This is a genomic window from Mammaliicoccus sp. F-M27, from assembly GCF_022387115.1.
Taxonomy (GTDB): Bacteria; Bacillota; Bacilli; order Staphylococcales; family Staphylococcaceae; genus Mammaliicoccus; species Mammaliicoccus vitulinus.
The window spans coordinates 78,166-93,564 of record NZ_JAJNIE010000006.1; the positions used below are offsets into that span (position 1 = coordinate 78,166).

The 15,399-nt window shown below is 30.0% G+C and carries 15 protein-coding genes; 1 reads left to right on the forward strand and 14 read right to left on the reverse strand.

The window, feature by feature from the left end:
* Positions 1-17: 17 nt before the first annotated feature.
* The 14 genes from LQ598_RS07855 to LQ598_RS07920 all read right to left on the reverse strand — a co-directional run bounded on the left by LQ598_RS07855 (position 18) and on the right by LQ598_RS07920 (position 14,112).
* Complete coding sequence (locus LQ598_RS07855; RefSeq protein ID WP_107536388.1) at positions 18-1,187, reverse strand: acyl-CoA dehydrogenase family protein; 1,170 nt, start codon at positions 1,185-1,187, stop codon at positions 18-20.
* A gap of 151 nt (positions 1,188-1,338) precedes the next feature.
* Positions 1,339-2,730, reverse strand: a complete 1,392-nt coding sequence (locus LQ598_RS07860) for an L-cystine transporter (protein WP_103323548.1) — start codon at positions 2,728-2,730, stop codon at positions 1,339-1,341.
* A gap of 167 nt (positions 2,731-2,897) precedes the next feature.
* Positions 2,898-3,566 (reverse strand): ABC transporter ATP-binding protein, encoded by a 669-nt coding sequence (locus tag LQ598_RS07865; RefSeq protein ID WP_107556933.1) that lies wholly within the window; start codon positions 3,564-3,566, stop codon positions 2,898-2,900.
* Positions 3,567-3,577: 11 nt separating this feature from the next.
* Entirely contained in the window at positions 3,578-4,498 is a 921-nt protein-coding gene (locus tag LQ598_RS07870; RefSeq protein WP_107556932.1) for an ABC transporter permease, read from the reverse strand.
* Positions 4,495-5,661: an ABC transporter permease gene (locus tag LQ598_RS07875; RefSeq protein WP_107556931.1), complete on the reverse strand. Its 1,167-nt coding sequence runs from the start codon at positions 5,659-5,661 to the stop codon at positions 4,495-4,497. Before LQ598_RS07875 ends, LQ598_RS07870 begins: the two co-directional genes overlap by 4 nt.
* Before the next feature lie 19 nt (positions 5,662-5,680).
* Positions 5,681-7,180: a DUF6583 family protein gene (locus tag LQ598_RS07880; protein ID WP_239745409.1), complete on the reverse strand. Its 1,500-nt coding sequence runs from the start codon at positions 7,178-7,180 to the stop codon at positions 5,681-5,683.
* A 77-nt stretch (positions 7,181-7,257) separates the two neighbouring features.
* The gene (locus LQ598_RS07885; RefSeq protein ID WP_107557282.1) at positions 7,258-7,866 is read right to left on the reverse strand and encodes a C39 family peptidase; all 609 of its coding nucleotides are present in this window, start codon (positions 7,864-7,866) and stop codon (positions 7,258-7,260) included.
* 91 nt (positions 7,867-7,957) lie between these two features.
* A complete protein-coding gene (locus tag LQ598_RS07890; RefSeq protein ID WP_016911830.1) occupies positions 7,958-8,314 on the reverse strand; it encodes a transcriptional regulator, SarA/Rot family in 357 nt (118 codons plus the stop codon).
* A gap of 341 nt (positions 8,315-8,655) precedes the next feature.
* Positions 8,656-9,009, reverse strand: a complete 354-nt coding sequence (locus tag LQ598_RS07895) for a DoxX family protein (RefSeq protein ID WP_016911831.1) — start codon at positions 9,007-9,009, stop codon at positions 8,656-8,658.
* The gene (locus LQ598_RS07900; protein WP_016911832.1) at positions 9,009-10,061 is read right to left on the reverse strand and encodes an LLM class flavin-dependent oxidoreductase; all 1,053 of its coding nucleotides are present in this window, start codon (positions 10,059-10,061) and stop codon (positions 9,009-9,011) included. The genes LQ598_RS07895 and LQ598_RS07900 overlap by 1 nt, the downstream gene beginning before the upstream one ends.
* Positions 10,062-10,365: 304 nt before the next feature.
* Positions 10,366-10,731, reverse strand: a complete 366-nt coding sequence (locus LQ598_RS07905) for a hypothetical protein (RefSeq protein ID WP_107557280.1) — start codon at positions 10,729-10,731, stop codon at positions 10,366-10,368.
* Between the two features lie 29 nt (positions 10,732-10,760).
* On the reverse strand, positions 10,761-11,309 hold the full coding sequence (locus tag LQ598_RS07910) for a tubby C-terminal domain-like protein (RefSeq protein WP_107557279.1): 549 nt from the start codon (positions 11,307-11,309) through the stop codon (positions 10,761-10,763).
* Between the two features lie 33 nt (positions 11,310-11,342).
* Positions 11,343-12,089, reverse strand: coding sequence for a transcriptional regulator, SarA/Rot family (locus LQ598_RS07915; protein WP_107557278.1), 747 nt, complete (start codon positions 12,087-12,089; stop codon positions 11,343-11,345).
* A 13-nt stretch (positions 12,090-12,102) separates the two neighbouring features.
* Complete coding sequence (locus LQ598_RS07920; protein ID WP_239745412.1) at positions 12,103-14,112, reverse strand: helix-turn-helix transcriptional regulator; 2,010 nt, start codon at positions 14,110-14,112, stop codon at positions 12,103-12,105.
* Between the two features lie 489 nt (positions 14,113-14,601).
* Between LQ598_RS07920 and LQ598_RS07925 the strand changes: the two genes are divergently transcribed.
* A complete protein-coding gene (locus LQ598_RS07925; protein WP_016912152.1) occupies positions 14,602-15,393 on the forward strand; it encodes a CHAP domain-containing protein in 792 nt (263 codons plus the stop codon).
* Positions 15,394-15,399 lie beyond the last annotated feature (6 nt).

The window sequence follows — 15,399 nt, forward strand, 5'->3', positions numbered from 1 at the left end:
TTTTTCGTCTTTTATGATTATTGAGCATTGCTTCTTTCTTCTCTAGCTTTCTTAGCTAATTTCGTAATGGTTACATCATCCATAGGTGGGTTATGTAAGCCAGCACGAATATCTCTATAATACCTTTGTAAAGGTCTTTCCATTTGCAAACTTTTCGCGCCTACGATTCTCATTGCAATATCGATTATTTTAATCGAATGATTCACGACAACATGTTTAGCAGCTCCAAGTTCAACATCTATTTGTGCATCCGTTATTGAAGGATTTAAATACTTATCAATCACGCTATAAATATAATGTCTTGCTGTCGTTAACTCTAATTCCATATTACCTATATTTTGTTGTACTGCTGGAATATCAGCTATAACACCTTCAACACTTCCTGGGCTATATTCATTCGCAAAATCTATTGCATAGTCACGTGCTGCTTGACCTATCCCTAAATAAACTGCAGGTATGTGAAGATTCCAAGGATTTATATTGTTTCCTCTTGGTCCATTAGCAACTTCTACTAAATATTTTTCATGAACTTTAACATCATTTAATACTAAATCATGACTTTCAGTAGCGCGCATGCCAACCATATTCCAATTTTCAGCAATTGATAAGCCTTCTGCATCTCTAGGAATTAAAAAGAATCCTAACGCTTCTTTTTCAGGAACATATGCTCCTACTAAAAAGTGCGTTAATCTTTGACTCATTGTCGTAAATGTTTTCACACCATTGATTATATAGTGTTCTCCTTCTCGATCAGCGTGTGTACTTGGTCTTGCACCTCTCGTCGGACTACCAGTGTCCGCTTCACTTACAGCTCTATTAACAATTGCTCCATTCATAACTTCTTGAGCAAATTCATCTAATAATGCTTTAGTCCATAATTTTTCTTGATAAATTTGTCCGACTACACCCATGTGCCAACCTATTGCTAAAGCTGTAGCACCATCCATTTTACCTAATGTTTCTTGAAATAAAATGACATCTTCTGGTGTTGCGCCTTCTCCACCATATGCTTTTGGAAGTACAATTTTTGTGTATCCTTCTTCTATTAGCCAATTAATATTTTCATATGGAAATTCTGAATTCAAATCATTTTTCTCTGCATGTTTCTGTAATGCTTCTTTATGATTTTCTATTTTGTCGATCCATTTTTTCTGGAATTCATTTTTAATAAATAAATCTCTACTCATCGTGTCCACACTCCTTAATAACACTTTATCATTGTACTTATTTGCTTTCAATATTATTCCGACTGTATTAATAAGTTTTTTAATAAATAAAGGCAAACTTGATAATGCTTATGATTATCGCAGTTTGCCTTTTATATACAGTATTTAAATATTAATAAGACTCTCCTAATTCATTGAAGTCTTCTTCATTATATTTTTCTTCATCTAATTGTCCAGTGATTTTAGCAGTAGCTGTTCCAGCTAACATTGAATCATTAACATTTAATGCTGTTCTACCCATATCAATAAGTGGTTCAACTGATATTAATACACCAGCTAAAGCAATTGGTAAATTCAATGTAGAAAGAACAAGTATAGCAGCAAATGTTGCACCGCCACCTACACCGGCTACACCAAATGAACTAATGACAACGACACCTATTACAGATAAGATAAATGGCAAGTCAATATCGATACCTACACTTGGCGCAATCATCATAGCTAGCATAGCAGGATAAATACCCGCACAACCATTTTGTCCAATAGATAATCCGAATGAACCAGCAAAGTTAGCAATACCTTCTGGAACACCTAAACGGCCTGTTTGCGTTTGAACATTTAACGGTAATGTTCCCGCACTTGATCGAGATGTGAAAGCAAATAACATTGCTTCACCTGTCTTTTTAACGTAAGTCACAGGGTTTAAGCCCACTACTGAAACTAAAATTAAATGGATGATGTACATCGTAATTAACGCTGCATAAGAAGCTAAAACGAATTTACCTAATGTCCAGACAGCCGCAAAGTTACTTGTCATAACCGTTTTAGTCATAATCGCTAAAATACCATAAGGTGTTAATCTTAGTACAAATGTTACGATCCCCATAACTAATGCATATATTGCATCAACACCTCTTTTAAGCAAGTTGCCTTTTTCAGGCTCTTTTCTCATAACACGTAAGAAGCTAAATCCTACAAAACCGGCGAAAATAACGACAGCTATTGTAGACGTACCTCTAGCTCCAGTGAAATCTAAGAATGGATTTGCAGGTAACAATTCTATAATTTGTGTTGGTAAATTGTTTGCTTCCATATCTTTAGATGTTTGTTCAATTTCTTGACCACGATTATTTTCAACACTTCCTAAATCAATTTGTGAAGCATCCAAATTGAATAACATAGCATATATAATACCTACTAAAGCAGCAACTGCTACAGTGCCTATTAAGAAAGTGAATATCCATGCACCAACTTTAGCAAAATTTTGTCCAATCGTAATTTTTGTAAAAGCTGATACGATTGATATGAATATAAGTGGCATTACAATCATTTGTAAAAGTTTGACATATCCTGTACCAACGACATCAAACCATGATGCTGTCGTTTCGGTTATTTTAGAATCAACACCATAAATAAGGTGTAACACTAAACCAAATACAATCCCGATACCTAGACCAATAAGAACTCGTTTAGAGAACTTCACATGTTTTTTTGTTAAATATCCTAATAAACCTATAAATAATAAGAAAACAATAATATTAATGACAATCCATAGTGTTTCCATTAACAATCCTCCCAAAACATTTAATTCCGATACATTAAATAAGAATACACTTTAAAAATATCATTTGCAATACGTTTTTATATTTCTAAATTTTTAGATAAATCAAGAAATATAAAAAACAAACACCTGTTAAATTATCGTTAACAAGTGTTTGTTTTAACTAGTTTTTAGTTTGTTAAACTATCCTCAAATGCCCATCCTTTTTCCGATAATATATTACGATAAAAAGGATCTTTACCAATTAGCTTGATTTCATCTGCTAAACTTTCAACTTCATCTAAATGATGTGTCGTTAATATAATGAGTCTCGACCGCTTTAAACTATTTAATAACTGATGAATATCATATCTAGATTTCAAATCAATTCCAACAGTCGGTTCATCTAAAATTAAAATACTCGGGTTACCTAGCAAACCAATTAATAAGTTTACTTTTCTTTTAGTCCCACCAGATAAGGCAGAGACTTTTGCTTTTCTTTCGAATAGATTAAGCTTTTCACAGTAGTCTTCTATTAACTCTGACGAAATGGGATGTTTATTAAGCGCTTTGAAAAAATTAATGTTTTCATTTACTGTCATATGTTCGAACAAAGCGATATCTTGTGGAATATATCCGATTTTACCTTTAATATCTCTGTTGCTTAATACCTCTCCAAAGTACCGAATCGTACCACTATCAGCTGTTTCAAGTGCCGTTATAATTCTTAGCAATGTTGATTTACCCGCACCATTTTCGCCTAGCAAAATAGTAAGTGTCTTGTCCTTAAATGTCGTATTAAAATTCTGGAATATTTGCTTATCTTTATACTTTTTATTTAAATTTTCTATTGTAATCATCAAGACACCTCCTAAATTTGAGTATATAAATACAAACAACTCACCGCAATTGACCATATGATAGCCATAAACAGTTTATGACTGAGTGTATTGATTTTAAATAATAATATACTTAAACCAAGTTCATATATGATTAGAACGATTACTGTTGTGATATAAAATATCATGCTGAGCGACCATGCTAATATTAAGTTTAAAGATAAGATGACTAATAACAATAACAGAACATGAATAAAGATGTACAAGGTGTATAGCTTTAATTTTGTTCCATTAAACATCAACATTCTTTCTAATGCAGCATTTTGCTTAAGACGTTGATGAAATACGATTTGACTACAACTCACTAATAATAAGAGTGCAATAATAAGCCCAACACTTATGGAAACATCCGCATTTTTTTTGAGTGCATGGTGCGCCATTTTTGAGTGTGGTGTATCTTTATTGTATTCTTCTTTAATTTCATCCAAACTCACTTCTTGGTTGGATTTTTCTAAGTGACTATGAATGATAATTGGTATTTGCTGTTGATACAATGCTTTACTAGTAACTTCTAAAGCAATTTCACCAATAAAGTCATCTTTATAATAGACTGGTATTGCATCTCTTAAATGATTCTCTTTTAATTTCTTACTAAAATTTTCTGGGATTTGCAAACTTACGATTGCTTGTTTTTTTTGAATAACATCTTCAATATATGGTTCTTCTTTAGGAATATGAATCACTTCTAAATACTTCGTTTGTTCTAAGTTATGGATCAATTCTTTCGAAGATTGAGACTGATCCATATCCTTTACGGCAACTGGCATTTTAAATATTTTGTTTGTCGTTGCTTGAGTCATCAAGATAACTAGGATTGTGATAACTAATATTAAAAGTAAAGCCATATATTGTTTCCATTGCTTCAAAACAACTAAATTGAATATCGATTTCATTGGCGATACCTCCAATATACAGAAGCAATGAGTAAAACAACGATTATAACAATATCCCAATAGAACATTGGATGTGTATCTATAATGTAATTATTGAGAAGTAGCTCAATTAACTGATTATAAACGATTGAAAATGGTAATCCTTCAATCAATCCCCCACTCAAACCTTTTAAATAAATTATAGGAATAACTGCACCTGAGAAGAGCAATATAACTAATGTTAATAATATTTTCAATATATAATTAATCGCTGTCCTAAAAGTAATATCTATTAAAACAAATATGCTTGTTAAAAAGAATAAATAGTATGATAAGCACACTAATAGCCCAGGTAAATTATACATCTCAAACTCAGGCTTGAGATACTTTAATATCATCCATAACCCTAATGCACTCCATAACATTGTATACAGTAAACTAAATAGACCTCGTACAATCGTCAGTTTTTCATATGAGAAATGAAACATGCTTAATCTTTCTTTTAAAGCATCTTTTTGGTTCATTTTTAAAATACTAAAAATAGAAAAGAAGAAGAAAAAGATAGAAACGAAATAAATAGAAATCGTATAATAGCTTGTTGTGTCAAATACTTTTATTGCGTGTTCATCAAATGAACCGCCTCTATTTAATCCCGTGAATAACATATCGGTCATCATGGTTAATAGTTCGTTTTCTGTAGCATTAGGATAAAGAGATGCATAAGACATTGCCCCTCCCATAGATAACATTAAACGACTATATACCGAATCAGTTAGCTGTAAAATAATAATACTTTCCACTGATTGTGCGTCATATGTATTAACAACGATTGGTAATTCTCCATTTTTATAAAATGCTTTCGTCATACCATCTTTAAACAGAAAATAACCATCGATTTTCTTACTTTTTAATAATTCACTCGCCCTTTTTTCATTATAATGATTAATCGATAAATCATTACCTAACGATTGACCGTCTCCAATAGCATTTAAAATCAATTTCGTTTCTGTAGAATGATCTTTATCAACTATTCCAATTGTAAAGTTATCTTCATCCTGATTCATTTGGTTAACACCAATAATAATGCCTAATACTGCTATAAATAATAATAAAATATATGCAATCAAATACCACTTTTTAATTAAAAAAGAGTGGTATATGTTGAACAATTTGATTGTCGACATACTACCACTCCTCTCTTATCTATTTAAGATTTTCAACAAGGTCTTCACCAATTTTTTCTCCACTATCTTCAATTTCTTTAGTTAAATCATCAATTTCTGATTCTGATAAACTATTAAAATCAATAGCGCCATCTTTTTTGAACTTAATGTCTTTCTTAAGTTCAGATTTTCCATCCATTATTAATTTAATCTTTTCTCCAGATACATCGAAATCAACATTTAATTTTTGTTTTTGTTGATTATTTTTAGTATCAGTCGTTAAATTATGATCATAATTTAAGTCAAAGTTTTGACCGTAAGACTGTCCAAAAGTAACTTTACCTTTATCAGTACGTTTATCGCCATCAACTTTAGATTTGTTATCTAATTTAAGTGTTGTTTTAGAATATTCATTCTCTTCAAATCCTAATTCATATTTATCACTAATTTCATCACCGTTAGTAGATTTACCTTTTAATGTGAATCCACCTTCTTCACCAGGTGCTGAAACTTTGTAATCTACTTGAACACCGTCATCGATAACATTTGTACCTTCGATTTTAACTTTTTCATCATCTTTATCTGTGATTGTTAAATCACGTTTTAATATTTCTTTACCATCTACATAAATAATAGATTTTACTTTAGGATATTCTGATGCATTTTCATCTTTTGCATCTTTCAGTAAATCTTTAATTTCTTTATCATACTCTTTTACATTACCTTGTTTTTCAACAATGTTCTTTAAGTCTTCGTCTTTTTTAGCTTCTTCAAGCATCGCTACAACGATTTTCTTAGTATCTTTTGAACTTAAGTTCATTGTTACTTTTTTCAATTCTTTTTCATCATCAAAGATTTTAACTTTTTCTTTATCTTTTTTAAAGTTGTCATCATCTAATTGATCTACAAACAAATCACTATATTTTTTAGATATTTTATCAATATCATCTTGTGAAATTTGTGAACTTGATAAAATTGTATTTAAGTTTAATGAATCATTTGTGATGTCTTGTCCATCAGCTGTATCTAAAGACTCACCTGAAGCTTTTTCAACACCTTTTTTAATTTCATTATTTTTCACTTTATAAATATCTTTAAATAATGGTGTTTCTATGTATTGATTATTTTTATCTGCACTCCATTGGAAATTACCAATTTTATTATCCGCAATGGTTGGTTCAATACCTAATTTCGAATTTTTCTTCTTAGGATCGTGCCCTACATTAAGCACTAGATTTGTAGAATCTACTACTGATTTTGGGATACCCATTTGAGAAAGTAAAGTATCTGGTACTTCTGCTCCAAATTTCAATGAAGACTCATATGATTCATCTTTCATTTTCTCTTGAAATTCTGCTTCGTTTTTAAATCTATCATTGAAATACTCTTTCCATGATTTTGCTGATTCTTGTTCACTTAATAAATATGTATTTTTAGGAGTGTTTGTTAAAAAGTAATATGTTGCTGCTCCACCAATTCCTACTACTGCTAAAAATAATACTACGATTCCTACAATAAGTAATTTTACCTTATTAGACATTCAAGCACCTCTTTTTCAAATTTATATTAATATCATAACAAATGTTACAAGATTATGACATAATATTTAAGAAATAATTATATTTTTTTGGAAATGCACATTTTCCCCGGTTTATTATAACTTTCTTGCATTTTATTTTTTTGAATTTTAATAACTTGGGAATTAGATGGCCAAAGTGCTGGAAATATCATTTTACCCTTAAACTGTTTCCATAAAGGATCTATATAATAATAGTAATGTTCGTCAAAACCAATTAATAAAGTGACATGTATATTTGTTACAAACTCTTTCTTTTTATTCCCTATTTTGAACATTTTCTTAACCGGGGACTGACCTAACGTAGTATGATAAATAACTACAGGATGACCACTTTCGATGATCTTTTCTAAATCCTTTAGTTCTGTACCCGTACCATCAACTATATCATTATCATATTTATTCAAAAATAATGCTAATACATTTGGGAATATTGTTTGATGATAACCAAACTTAATTAAAAAGTGATTTCCAACATAACCTTTTTGAGGATTATCTGAATGAGTTGGCCAGTTACGCATAATTGTTGTCGCATCAACTTTTTTATTATAGTAATTTAGTAACATTGAACATGAAGTACCTTCACATCCCATTACCATTGGAATAGGAAACAACTGGCTTTTTGGTTTAACATTTAATAATACGCGCATAAAAGTTCTCCTTAATTTTTTACGACATGATATATGAAAGTAAGTTAACATAATTAAAGTACACCACAATGATGCACTTTACTCAATACTATTATAATATTTCTGCTTCAATTTCCATCAATAAATGCTTTATCTTTTTATGTTGTAGTTTTGAGACTTGAATGGCTACTGTACGTTCATCTTTATCATTTCTTTTTTTAGAAATTAAACCTTTCTCTTTCAAGTGTTGTACTGCTTTTGAAATATAATATGGTTTAAATTTAGATTGTTTAATAATGTCTTTAACATTATAACAATCCTTCTCTCCTTTATATATATACACCAGTATATACAACTCTTCAAAAGACAACACAAACTCACTTTTTATTTTAGAGAGATGATCTTTCGCCTTTTTACTAACAGATACTAACTCAACGATATTTCTAATTGGTACTGATACTGTTTCCATTGCAAACAACTCCTCAAGTTAAAATAGCTAGTTGTTGAATTGGTTTATTGTGCAATCTTTAGTATCTATAGCATATTTTTCCTTTTCAACACAATGAATTAATAATATTTATTATTTTATAATGAGTTTTAAAAACATTCAATAAATTTTCAAAAATCGACTTTTCAATATTCACATTTTTTATGTAAAAGCTTTAATACCAACGCTTACCACGTTCAACCCTTAAAATTATCACCTATGTTCAATATTTGTATTTTTTATATTTTAAAAGTTAATTACTTTTAAAATATAAAAAAGAGCCAACAAAGTCCATGACTTTGTTGGCAGTTTTAAAAAATATATTATTTTTTCTTACCTAATGTATCAATAAAGCTTAATGCTGATAAACCTAACAATGTTAATGCATTTTTAGCACCTTTAAAACCATGACCAGCTTCATAATGTTTATATGCTGCGACTGTCATAACTGAACCTACAAGAACTGAACCTAATCTTGATAAAGATTTATTACAAGCACTTAAGAATAAGAAAATCGATCCTATTAATTCTAATCCGCCTGCTAATTTCATTGAATTTCTTGAAAGACCGAATCCTTCTTCAAATTGTTGAGCCATACCGTCGTCATCTTTCACTTTTGGTTGACTTGATTCAAAAATTTGTTTACCTACATATACATTTAATAAATATCTTAACATTACTTCATTTCCTCCTTGTTTTTCATATATTCATCTATTATTGGTTTTACTTTTTCACCTAATAGTTGAATAGACTTTAATACTTTTTCATGTGGCATAGAGCCTACTGGTAAATGTAACATAAATCTATTAATACCTAGATCTTCATGAATTTTAATAATTTTTGATGCAACTGTTTCTGGACTACCAACAAACAATGCACCATGAACAATTTCTTGTTCAAATTTTTCAATTGAATACTGTGGCCATCCACGTTCTTGACCTAATTGATTAATGACATAAGCACTAGATGGATAATATTCTTTTTTAGCTAATTCATCAGTATCGGCAACATAGCCCCATGAGTGAGTCGCAATAGGTAATTGTGACGTATCAAAACCGTTAGATTCTGCTACTGCTTTATACATCGCGATATTACGCTTAAAGCGACTCGGCGCACCACCTATAATAGCATAAGTAATTGGCAATCCCAATTTTCCTGCTCTCATAGAAGATTCAGGGTTACCACCTGTAGCTAACCAAATTGGTAATTTATCCTGAACAGCTCTTGGAAATACCTTTAAATTATCAATCGAAGCTCTCGTTTCCCCTTGCCAATTCACTGTTTCATTTTCATTGATTTGTAATAATAAATCCAATTTTTCTTTATAAAGTAAATCATAGTCTTTCAAGTCATAACCAAACAATGGGAATGATTCTATGAACGAACCTCTGCCCGCCATGATTTCTGCTCTACCATTACTGATTGCATCTAATGTGGCAAATCTTTGATAAACTCTTACAGGATCGTCTGAAGATAGAACAGTTACAGCAGAAGACAATCTAATATTTTCAGTTTGACTAGCTGCAGCAGCTAATACTGTAACTGGATCAGATACTGCATAATCTTCTCTATGATGCTCTCCTAATCCATATATATCTAAACCGACTTGATCTGCTAATTTAATTTCTTCTACGATTTGATTGATTCTTTCATGAGCAGAAAATGGTTCTTCTACACCATTAATAGGAGAGATTTCAGCAAATGAGGATAATCCTAGTTCGAATTTCATGTTCTCACCTCGATATAATTATTATACTAGATGTAATTATAATACTAAAATGAAAATTGTCAATATTTATATATCAAAATCTTACGATTTTGAAAGTGCATGCTTGCCTGGGGGTATGGTTCGAGCCTGTAGTCTCTCTCTCATACTATTCCCCCGGGCGTCAGCACTTCACAAAATCGTGAGTAATATCTAAGTGAAATTAGGATTAGTGAAATTAGGATTACGGTGTTCAGTGAGTGCTCTAGATAAATCGCACGCTTGCCTCGGGATACGATTCCCTCAATTTAATAAAGACTAATATTTATTAATCTTCATTTTCCAATTCACAAATTTTTAAAATTGCCTGTTTCAAAGGCATTTCTTGTTCATATATTCTCAACTGATCAATCGTTTCTGGATTTAAATAAATACATTTAACGGGTTCATCATTATGAAAAGCAACTACAGCTTCACCGTCATCTGTTCCTTCAAACATTCTATCTACATCTGTAAAATACTGTTTTAAAACATATATTAATGCATCACTATATCTTTCTCTATCTGTTTTATATGCTTCAATCTGACTATTTTCAATGTAATACGCATCTACAATGCTCATGCCATCTATATTAAGTGGTTCTTTATTATTAACAGTCCCTAAATGTTGTTTCTTTTTTAAAAATTTAAACATTTCCAACAACTCCACCCTCATTACACAAATTAATTTGATTTACTTCTTTGATATTCTTGATATTCAAAGAATACTTGAAATAACATAATCAACATTGCAGGATGATATTGGTCGCTCATGACATTAATATCATGATTAGAAGCAATCTTAAACCTTTCAGATTTTGTTTCCATAATAACTGCATCTTGTTGATCCGTAACTTTAACTGATCTAGAAATAAACCCAGACTCAAATTGTAAAGAATCGTTTTTAACACCATTAAAAACAATTTTAGGCTTAAGGCCAAATCTCGTTTCAAACGTACCTATTTTAGTATCATTTTTATAAACTTCCCAAACCGTTTTAAATGGTGTCTTAAGTTTACCTTCTATTGAGCGTTCTTGTATAACTTTGTATGATCCACCATCAAATTCGATTTTGAAATTATGCTTTTTTCGTCCTAGCAATGCAAATGTTTCTTGCTTACTAGATGTATAGTATAAACTCATCATATAAACTGGATTGTTTTGTTCATCATATATTTCAATAGGTTTAGTTGATGCTCCAAAAAAGTTCTCCTTAAAATGAAACAGTGCCATAATAGCCTCCACAAAATTACTTATTTAATAAGCTCATTTTACCATAGCTAAATTTTGTGCACCATAATTATCCTTGTACTGAAGTATAATGTCTTCAATCATATGATTGACTTCTGACTCAACGTTTTTATGAATAGATACTAACACTATCCTTTCATCATGTTCATCTCTTTTTTTATTTACATATTTTAATTGAACTAGTGTCTTTATCGATTTATTTATTTTAACTAAATACCAACCAAATTTGTTTTTTATATCCTTTAATGTACATGGTTGTTGTTTAGCGTGCTGAATAAACAACAATACCATAAAGTGATCTATATTTAATTTATAGTTGTTAGTAATGCTATTGTGTATATTTGAAATACAAGAATTTATTTTCACAATATAATCAATTACGCTATGTTCTTTACTATTTAAGTTAAAAGCATTTAATTTATTATGCATGCTTCTTTCAATGCGATTAATTAACTGTGTAATTTTTGTTTTGTGACGAGTTTCTACTATTATAATTATTTTTCTCTCATCTTTCTTAGATCTCTCTTTTTTATAATAATTCAAGTTATGTAAATATGAAATAACATGCGTTAACATTGTTTGATTAATCTCAAGTACATGTTTAAATTCCGATGCCGTAAAAACTTCTTTATCGCTATAGTCATTGATGTATTTTAAAACCTTTAAATGATAGATATTTAATGAGTACTCATTTTTCAAAACTTTCTTTGCTTGTATATTTAAATAATGCAATTCTAATAAATGATTAATTTGATTTTCCATTGATCATACCACCTTAGTTTATTTTTTGTTTTATATAAATATGCTTTATAGCATATGGAGAAGTATAAAATTGAACAATCAACTTTCCGATTTCTCTTTTAAAACTTACTTCAGCCATGTTCTTATGATTATCCCCATCACTATTAATGATGAGTTGATTATTTTTGATGAGAATATCATGGTGTCTATATTCTATTTCTCCTAGTTTAAAGCCATTGATGTTAATTCTTTGATGCAACCTATTAAAAATCTTCATATTCGGAAAAATTATAATCTGATACTCATTGAGATAATGTGTCATAAGTATCAAGCCATTAAAATACACAATATCTCCTCTTAAACGTTTTAAAGTTAATATCAATTCAAATAATTGATAATGACTTTCCTTATTTAATTGTAGTTCTTTAATCATGAGATGGCTGCTTTGCGAAGGAATCATACTATCTAACCATGTGTCATCAATAATCATAGAAATATTTTGGTTAAACGCTATACTCCATTTAAAAATTGATATGAGTGATTCTATTCGGTTAGGGATGTTAGGCTGATATAAGATGTTTAAAGAGGGATTATTTTTCAAGATAGATGTTATATCTTTGTCGGAGTCTATTTCATGATGCACTTTACATGCTATTTGTTTATTGTCATTCACCTTATGAGACATGCGTTTTGCTAAATAATTGTTTTGCTTATTAAGTACTAATATTACCTTAGATTCTTTTAAGTTATCTTGGATGATTTTAGAAATACGATTAAATTGATAATATGATGCATCAATATAAAATTGAAAACTACGTTGTCCATAAAAATATGTGCAATCTGTTAAATAATTTAATAACCTCTTAAAAATTAGAGTGAACTCTTCTATATTTTGATTTTTTCCTAACTTCACTTCGAAAGAAATATCAAACTGATGTTCCAATGAAAAAGAGAACATTTGATGCACAAGCTTATTATTTTCAAAATTCGACTGGTATAGCTCATAAAATAATTGGTGTGAAAATAATAATCCAAATAAACCAATTTCCCTTCTCATCGATAACAACTTAGACTGTTGAAAATTATTCGTCAGTGTTTCTATATCCCTAATATATATTAATAAGTTTGGTGTCGAAATCTTTGAACGTATTTTATTTTTCATATTTATATCAATACTTACATAATCTACATCACGATCTGTTAAGTATTTGATTTGATCATTAATATGTTCAAAGCTTCTGAGTAACGTTGTATTTTTATTATGAAAAGGATAATAATGGTCATTTTCAAGTTGTTTTCTAAACTTTGCTGGTGTTATATGATATTTATCTCTGAAATGCGTTATAAATCCTGATTCATTAGTAAAGCCATTATCGTTCGCAATTTGTGATATTAATTTTTTAGTATACATTAAATCAAATGCACTATACGATAATCGAATGTTCCTTAACAATTCATTAAATCTCATACCCGTCACTTCTTCGAGCTTATTAGAAAACCTTCTAACGGATAACAGGCACTGTGTCGCTACTTTCCCGATATATAATTTTTCTTTGTAATGCTCGTACATATAATTAATGCCGCTATAGACATCAATATTATTGGAAATTATTGTTCCATCTAACTTTCTGTATAAATGGAGTGTCATCACGAGCTGGTTAATATATTCCAAGATTTTATTTTGCTTTTCATTTTCACTTTGATCATTCACGTAATTAACGATCAATTTATTCATGTAAAATTTAAGCACACTCAAATCTAACTTATCTTTATTAATGTAATACTTCTTATTAAATCGAAAAAATTTATCAAGTTCTACTCTTGATAAAAATAGACATGCAATAACACTTTTCTTACTTGATAATATTCGATAATGATCTAAGTCATTAATAACGATCATATCATTCGATTTGTACATGTTAGTTTTACCATTAATAGAAATATTACTACTTCCTTCTATTATATATAGTAAAAGCAAACCTATATTAAATTCTGATTGAACATTTAAAGTTTGGTATATTTTTAAATTACAATCATACATCATATTGAACACCTCTAATCAACTTGAAACATCTTTATTTATAAGTAAGGATAATTATAATTCAATAAATATTATTAAAAATACTTTATTCTTGACTTTTTATAATGAAATTTTGTACTTATTTTAATTCCTTAAAAGCTATAACTTTTTTGTTAATCGATAATGATGATAAATATTAATTAGCAAAGTCAAATATTTGATTATGTCTTAAATATTACAAACGTGTAACAAAGAAATTTATTTAATAACTGAATAGCTTTAAAAACACCGTTGTTACAACGTTTTTCATTCCGTGTGAAATGTTCGGAATTATTACATGAATTCATTAGATATTTAAATTAAATTACAAAGCTTTAACATTCAACACAAAGCAATCTATTTCTGATAAAGTAGATTTTGTTGATTAACAGCGAAGAAAAAAACTTATGAGAAAAAAAACATAAAACATATACGAAAAAATATTTTTAAATTATCTAGGAGGATTTACAAATTATGAAAAAATTAGCAACAGCAGCAATCGCTACGGCAGGAATTGCAACATTTATGGCACATGACGCAGACGCAGCAGAAAACAATCAAGGATATAATCCAAACGATCCATATTCTTATTCTTACAATTACACAATCGATCAAGAAGGTAATTACAATTACACTTGGGAAGGTAACTGGAATCCTTCATCTCAATATGGTAACCAAGCTCAACAACAAGTAGCTAACACTACACCATCAAATAATACAGCTTCTTCAAATAACGAAGCAGCTTCAAATACAAATTATTCACAACCAGCATTCAATGCTGCACCAAATGGTGGTGGTTCAGGAGAATCAAGTAATGCTTCTTCAAACCAAAATAACGTTCGTGTAACAACTACACAAGCACCTACATCAAGTAACCAAGCAACTACATCAAACTCAAGTTCAAACGTTAGCACTACAACTACATCAACTTCTCGCCCATCAACTGGCGGAGGCGCTAACTTATACACTTCTGGACAATGTACTTATTATGCATTCAGCAAACGTCCTGATTTAGGTAGCACTTGGGGTAACGCAAATAACTGGGCTAGCGCAGCAGCTCAATCTGGTTACACTGTAAATAACAATCCATCATCAGGAGCTGTTTTACAATCTACAGCTGGTGGATATGGTCACGTAGCATACGTTGACAAAGTAAACTCTGACGGTTCTATCCAAGTTTCTGAAATGAACTACCAAGGTGTAGGTGTTGTATCAACTCGTACTATCTCAGCTTCAGCAGCTGGTTCTTACAACTACATTCACTAAGAACAA

Coding starts and splice junctions, on each gene's coding strand:
- LQ598_RS07900 (WP_016911832.1), bottom strand. CDS start 10,061: ATGAAATTCGAACTAGGATTATCCTCATTTGCTGAAATCTCTCCTATT.
- LQ598_RS07870 (WP_107556932.1), bottom strand. CDS start 4,498: ATGAAATCGATATTCAATTTAGTTGTTTTGAAGCAATGGAAACAATAT.
- LQ598_RS07875 (WP_107556931.1), bottom strand. CDS start 5,661: ATGTCGACAATCAAATTGTTCAACATATACCACTCTTTTTTAATTAAA.
- LQ598_RS07855 (WP_107536388.1), bottom strand. CDS start 1,187: ATGAGTAGAGATTTATTTATTAAAAATGAATTCCAGAAAAAATGGATC.
- LQ598_RS07920 (WP_239745412.1), bottom strand. CDS start 14,112: ATGATGTATGATTGTAATTTAAAAATATACCAAACTTTAAATGTTCAA.
- LQ598_RS07860 (WP_103323548.1), bottom strand. CDS start 2,730: ATGGAAACACTATGGATTGTCATTAATATTATTGTTTTCTTATTATTT.
- LQ598_RS07925 (WP_016912152.1), top strand. CDS start 14,602: ATGAAAAAATTAGCAACAGCAGCAATCGCTACGGCAGGAATTGCAACA.
- LQ598_RS07910 (WP_107557279.1), bottom strand. CDS start 11,309: ATGGCACTGTTTCATTTTAAGGAGAACTTTTTTGGAGCATCAACTAAA.
- LQ598_RS07885 (WP_107557282.1), bottom strand. CDS start 7,866: ATGCGCGTATTATTAAATGTTAAACCAAAAAGCCAGTTGTTTCCTATT.
- LQ598_RS07865 (WP_107556933.1), bottom strand. CDS start 3,566: ATGATTACAATAGAAAATTTAAATAAAAAGTATAAAGATAAGCAAATA.
- LQ598_RS07895 (WP_016911831.1), bottom strand. CDS start 9,009: ATGTTAAGATATTTATTAAATGTATATGTAGGTAAACAAATTTTTGAA.
- LQ598_RS07905 (WP_107557280.1), bottom strand. CDS start 10,731: ATGTTTAAATTTTTAAAAAAGAAACAACATTTAGGGACTGTTAATAAT.
- LQ598_RS07915 (WP_107557278.1), bottom strand. CDS start 12,089: ATGGAAAATCAAATTAATCATTTATTAGAATTGCATTATTTAAATATA.
- LQ598_RS07880 (WP_239745409.1), bottom strand. CDS start 7,180: ATGTCTAATAAGGTAAAATTACTTATTGTAGGAATCGTAGTATTATTT.
- LQ598_RS07890 (WP_016911830.1), bottom strand. CDS start 8,314: ATGGAAACAGTATCAGTACCAATTAGAAATATCGTTGAGTTAGTATCT.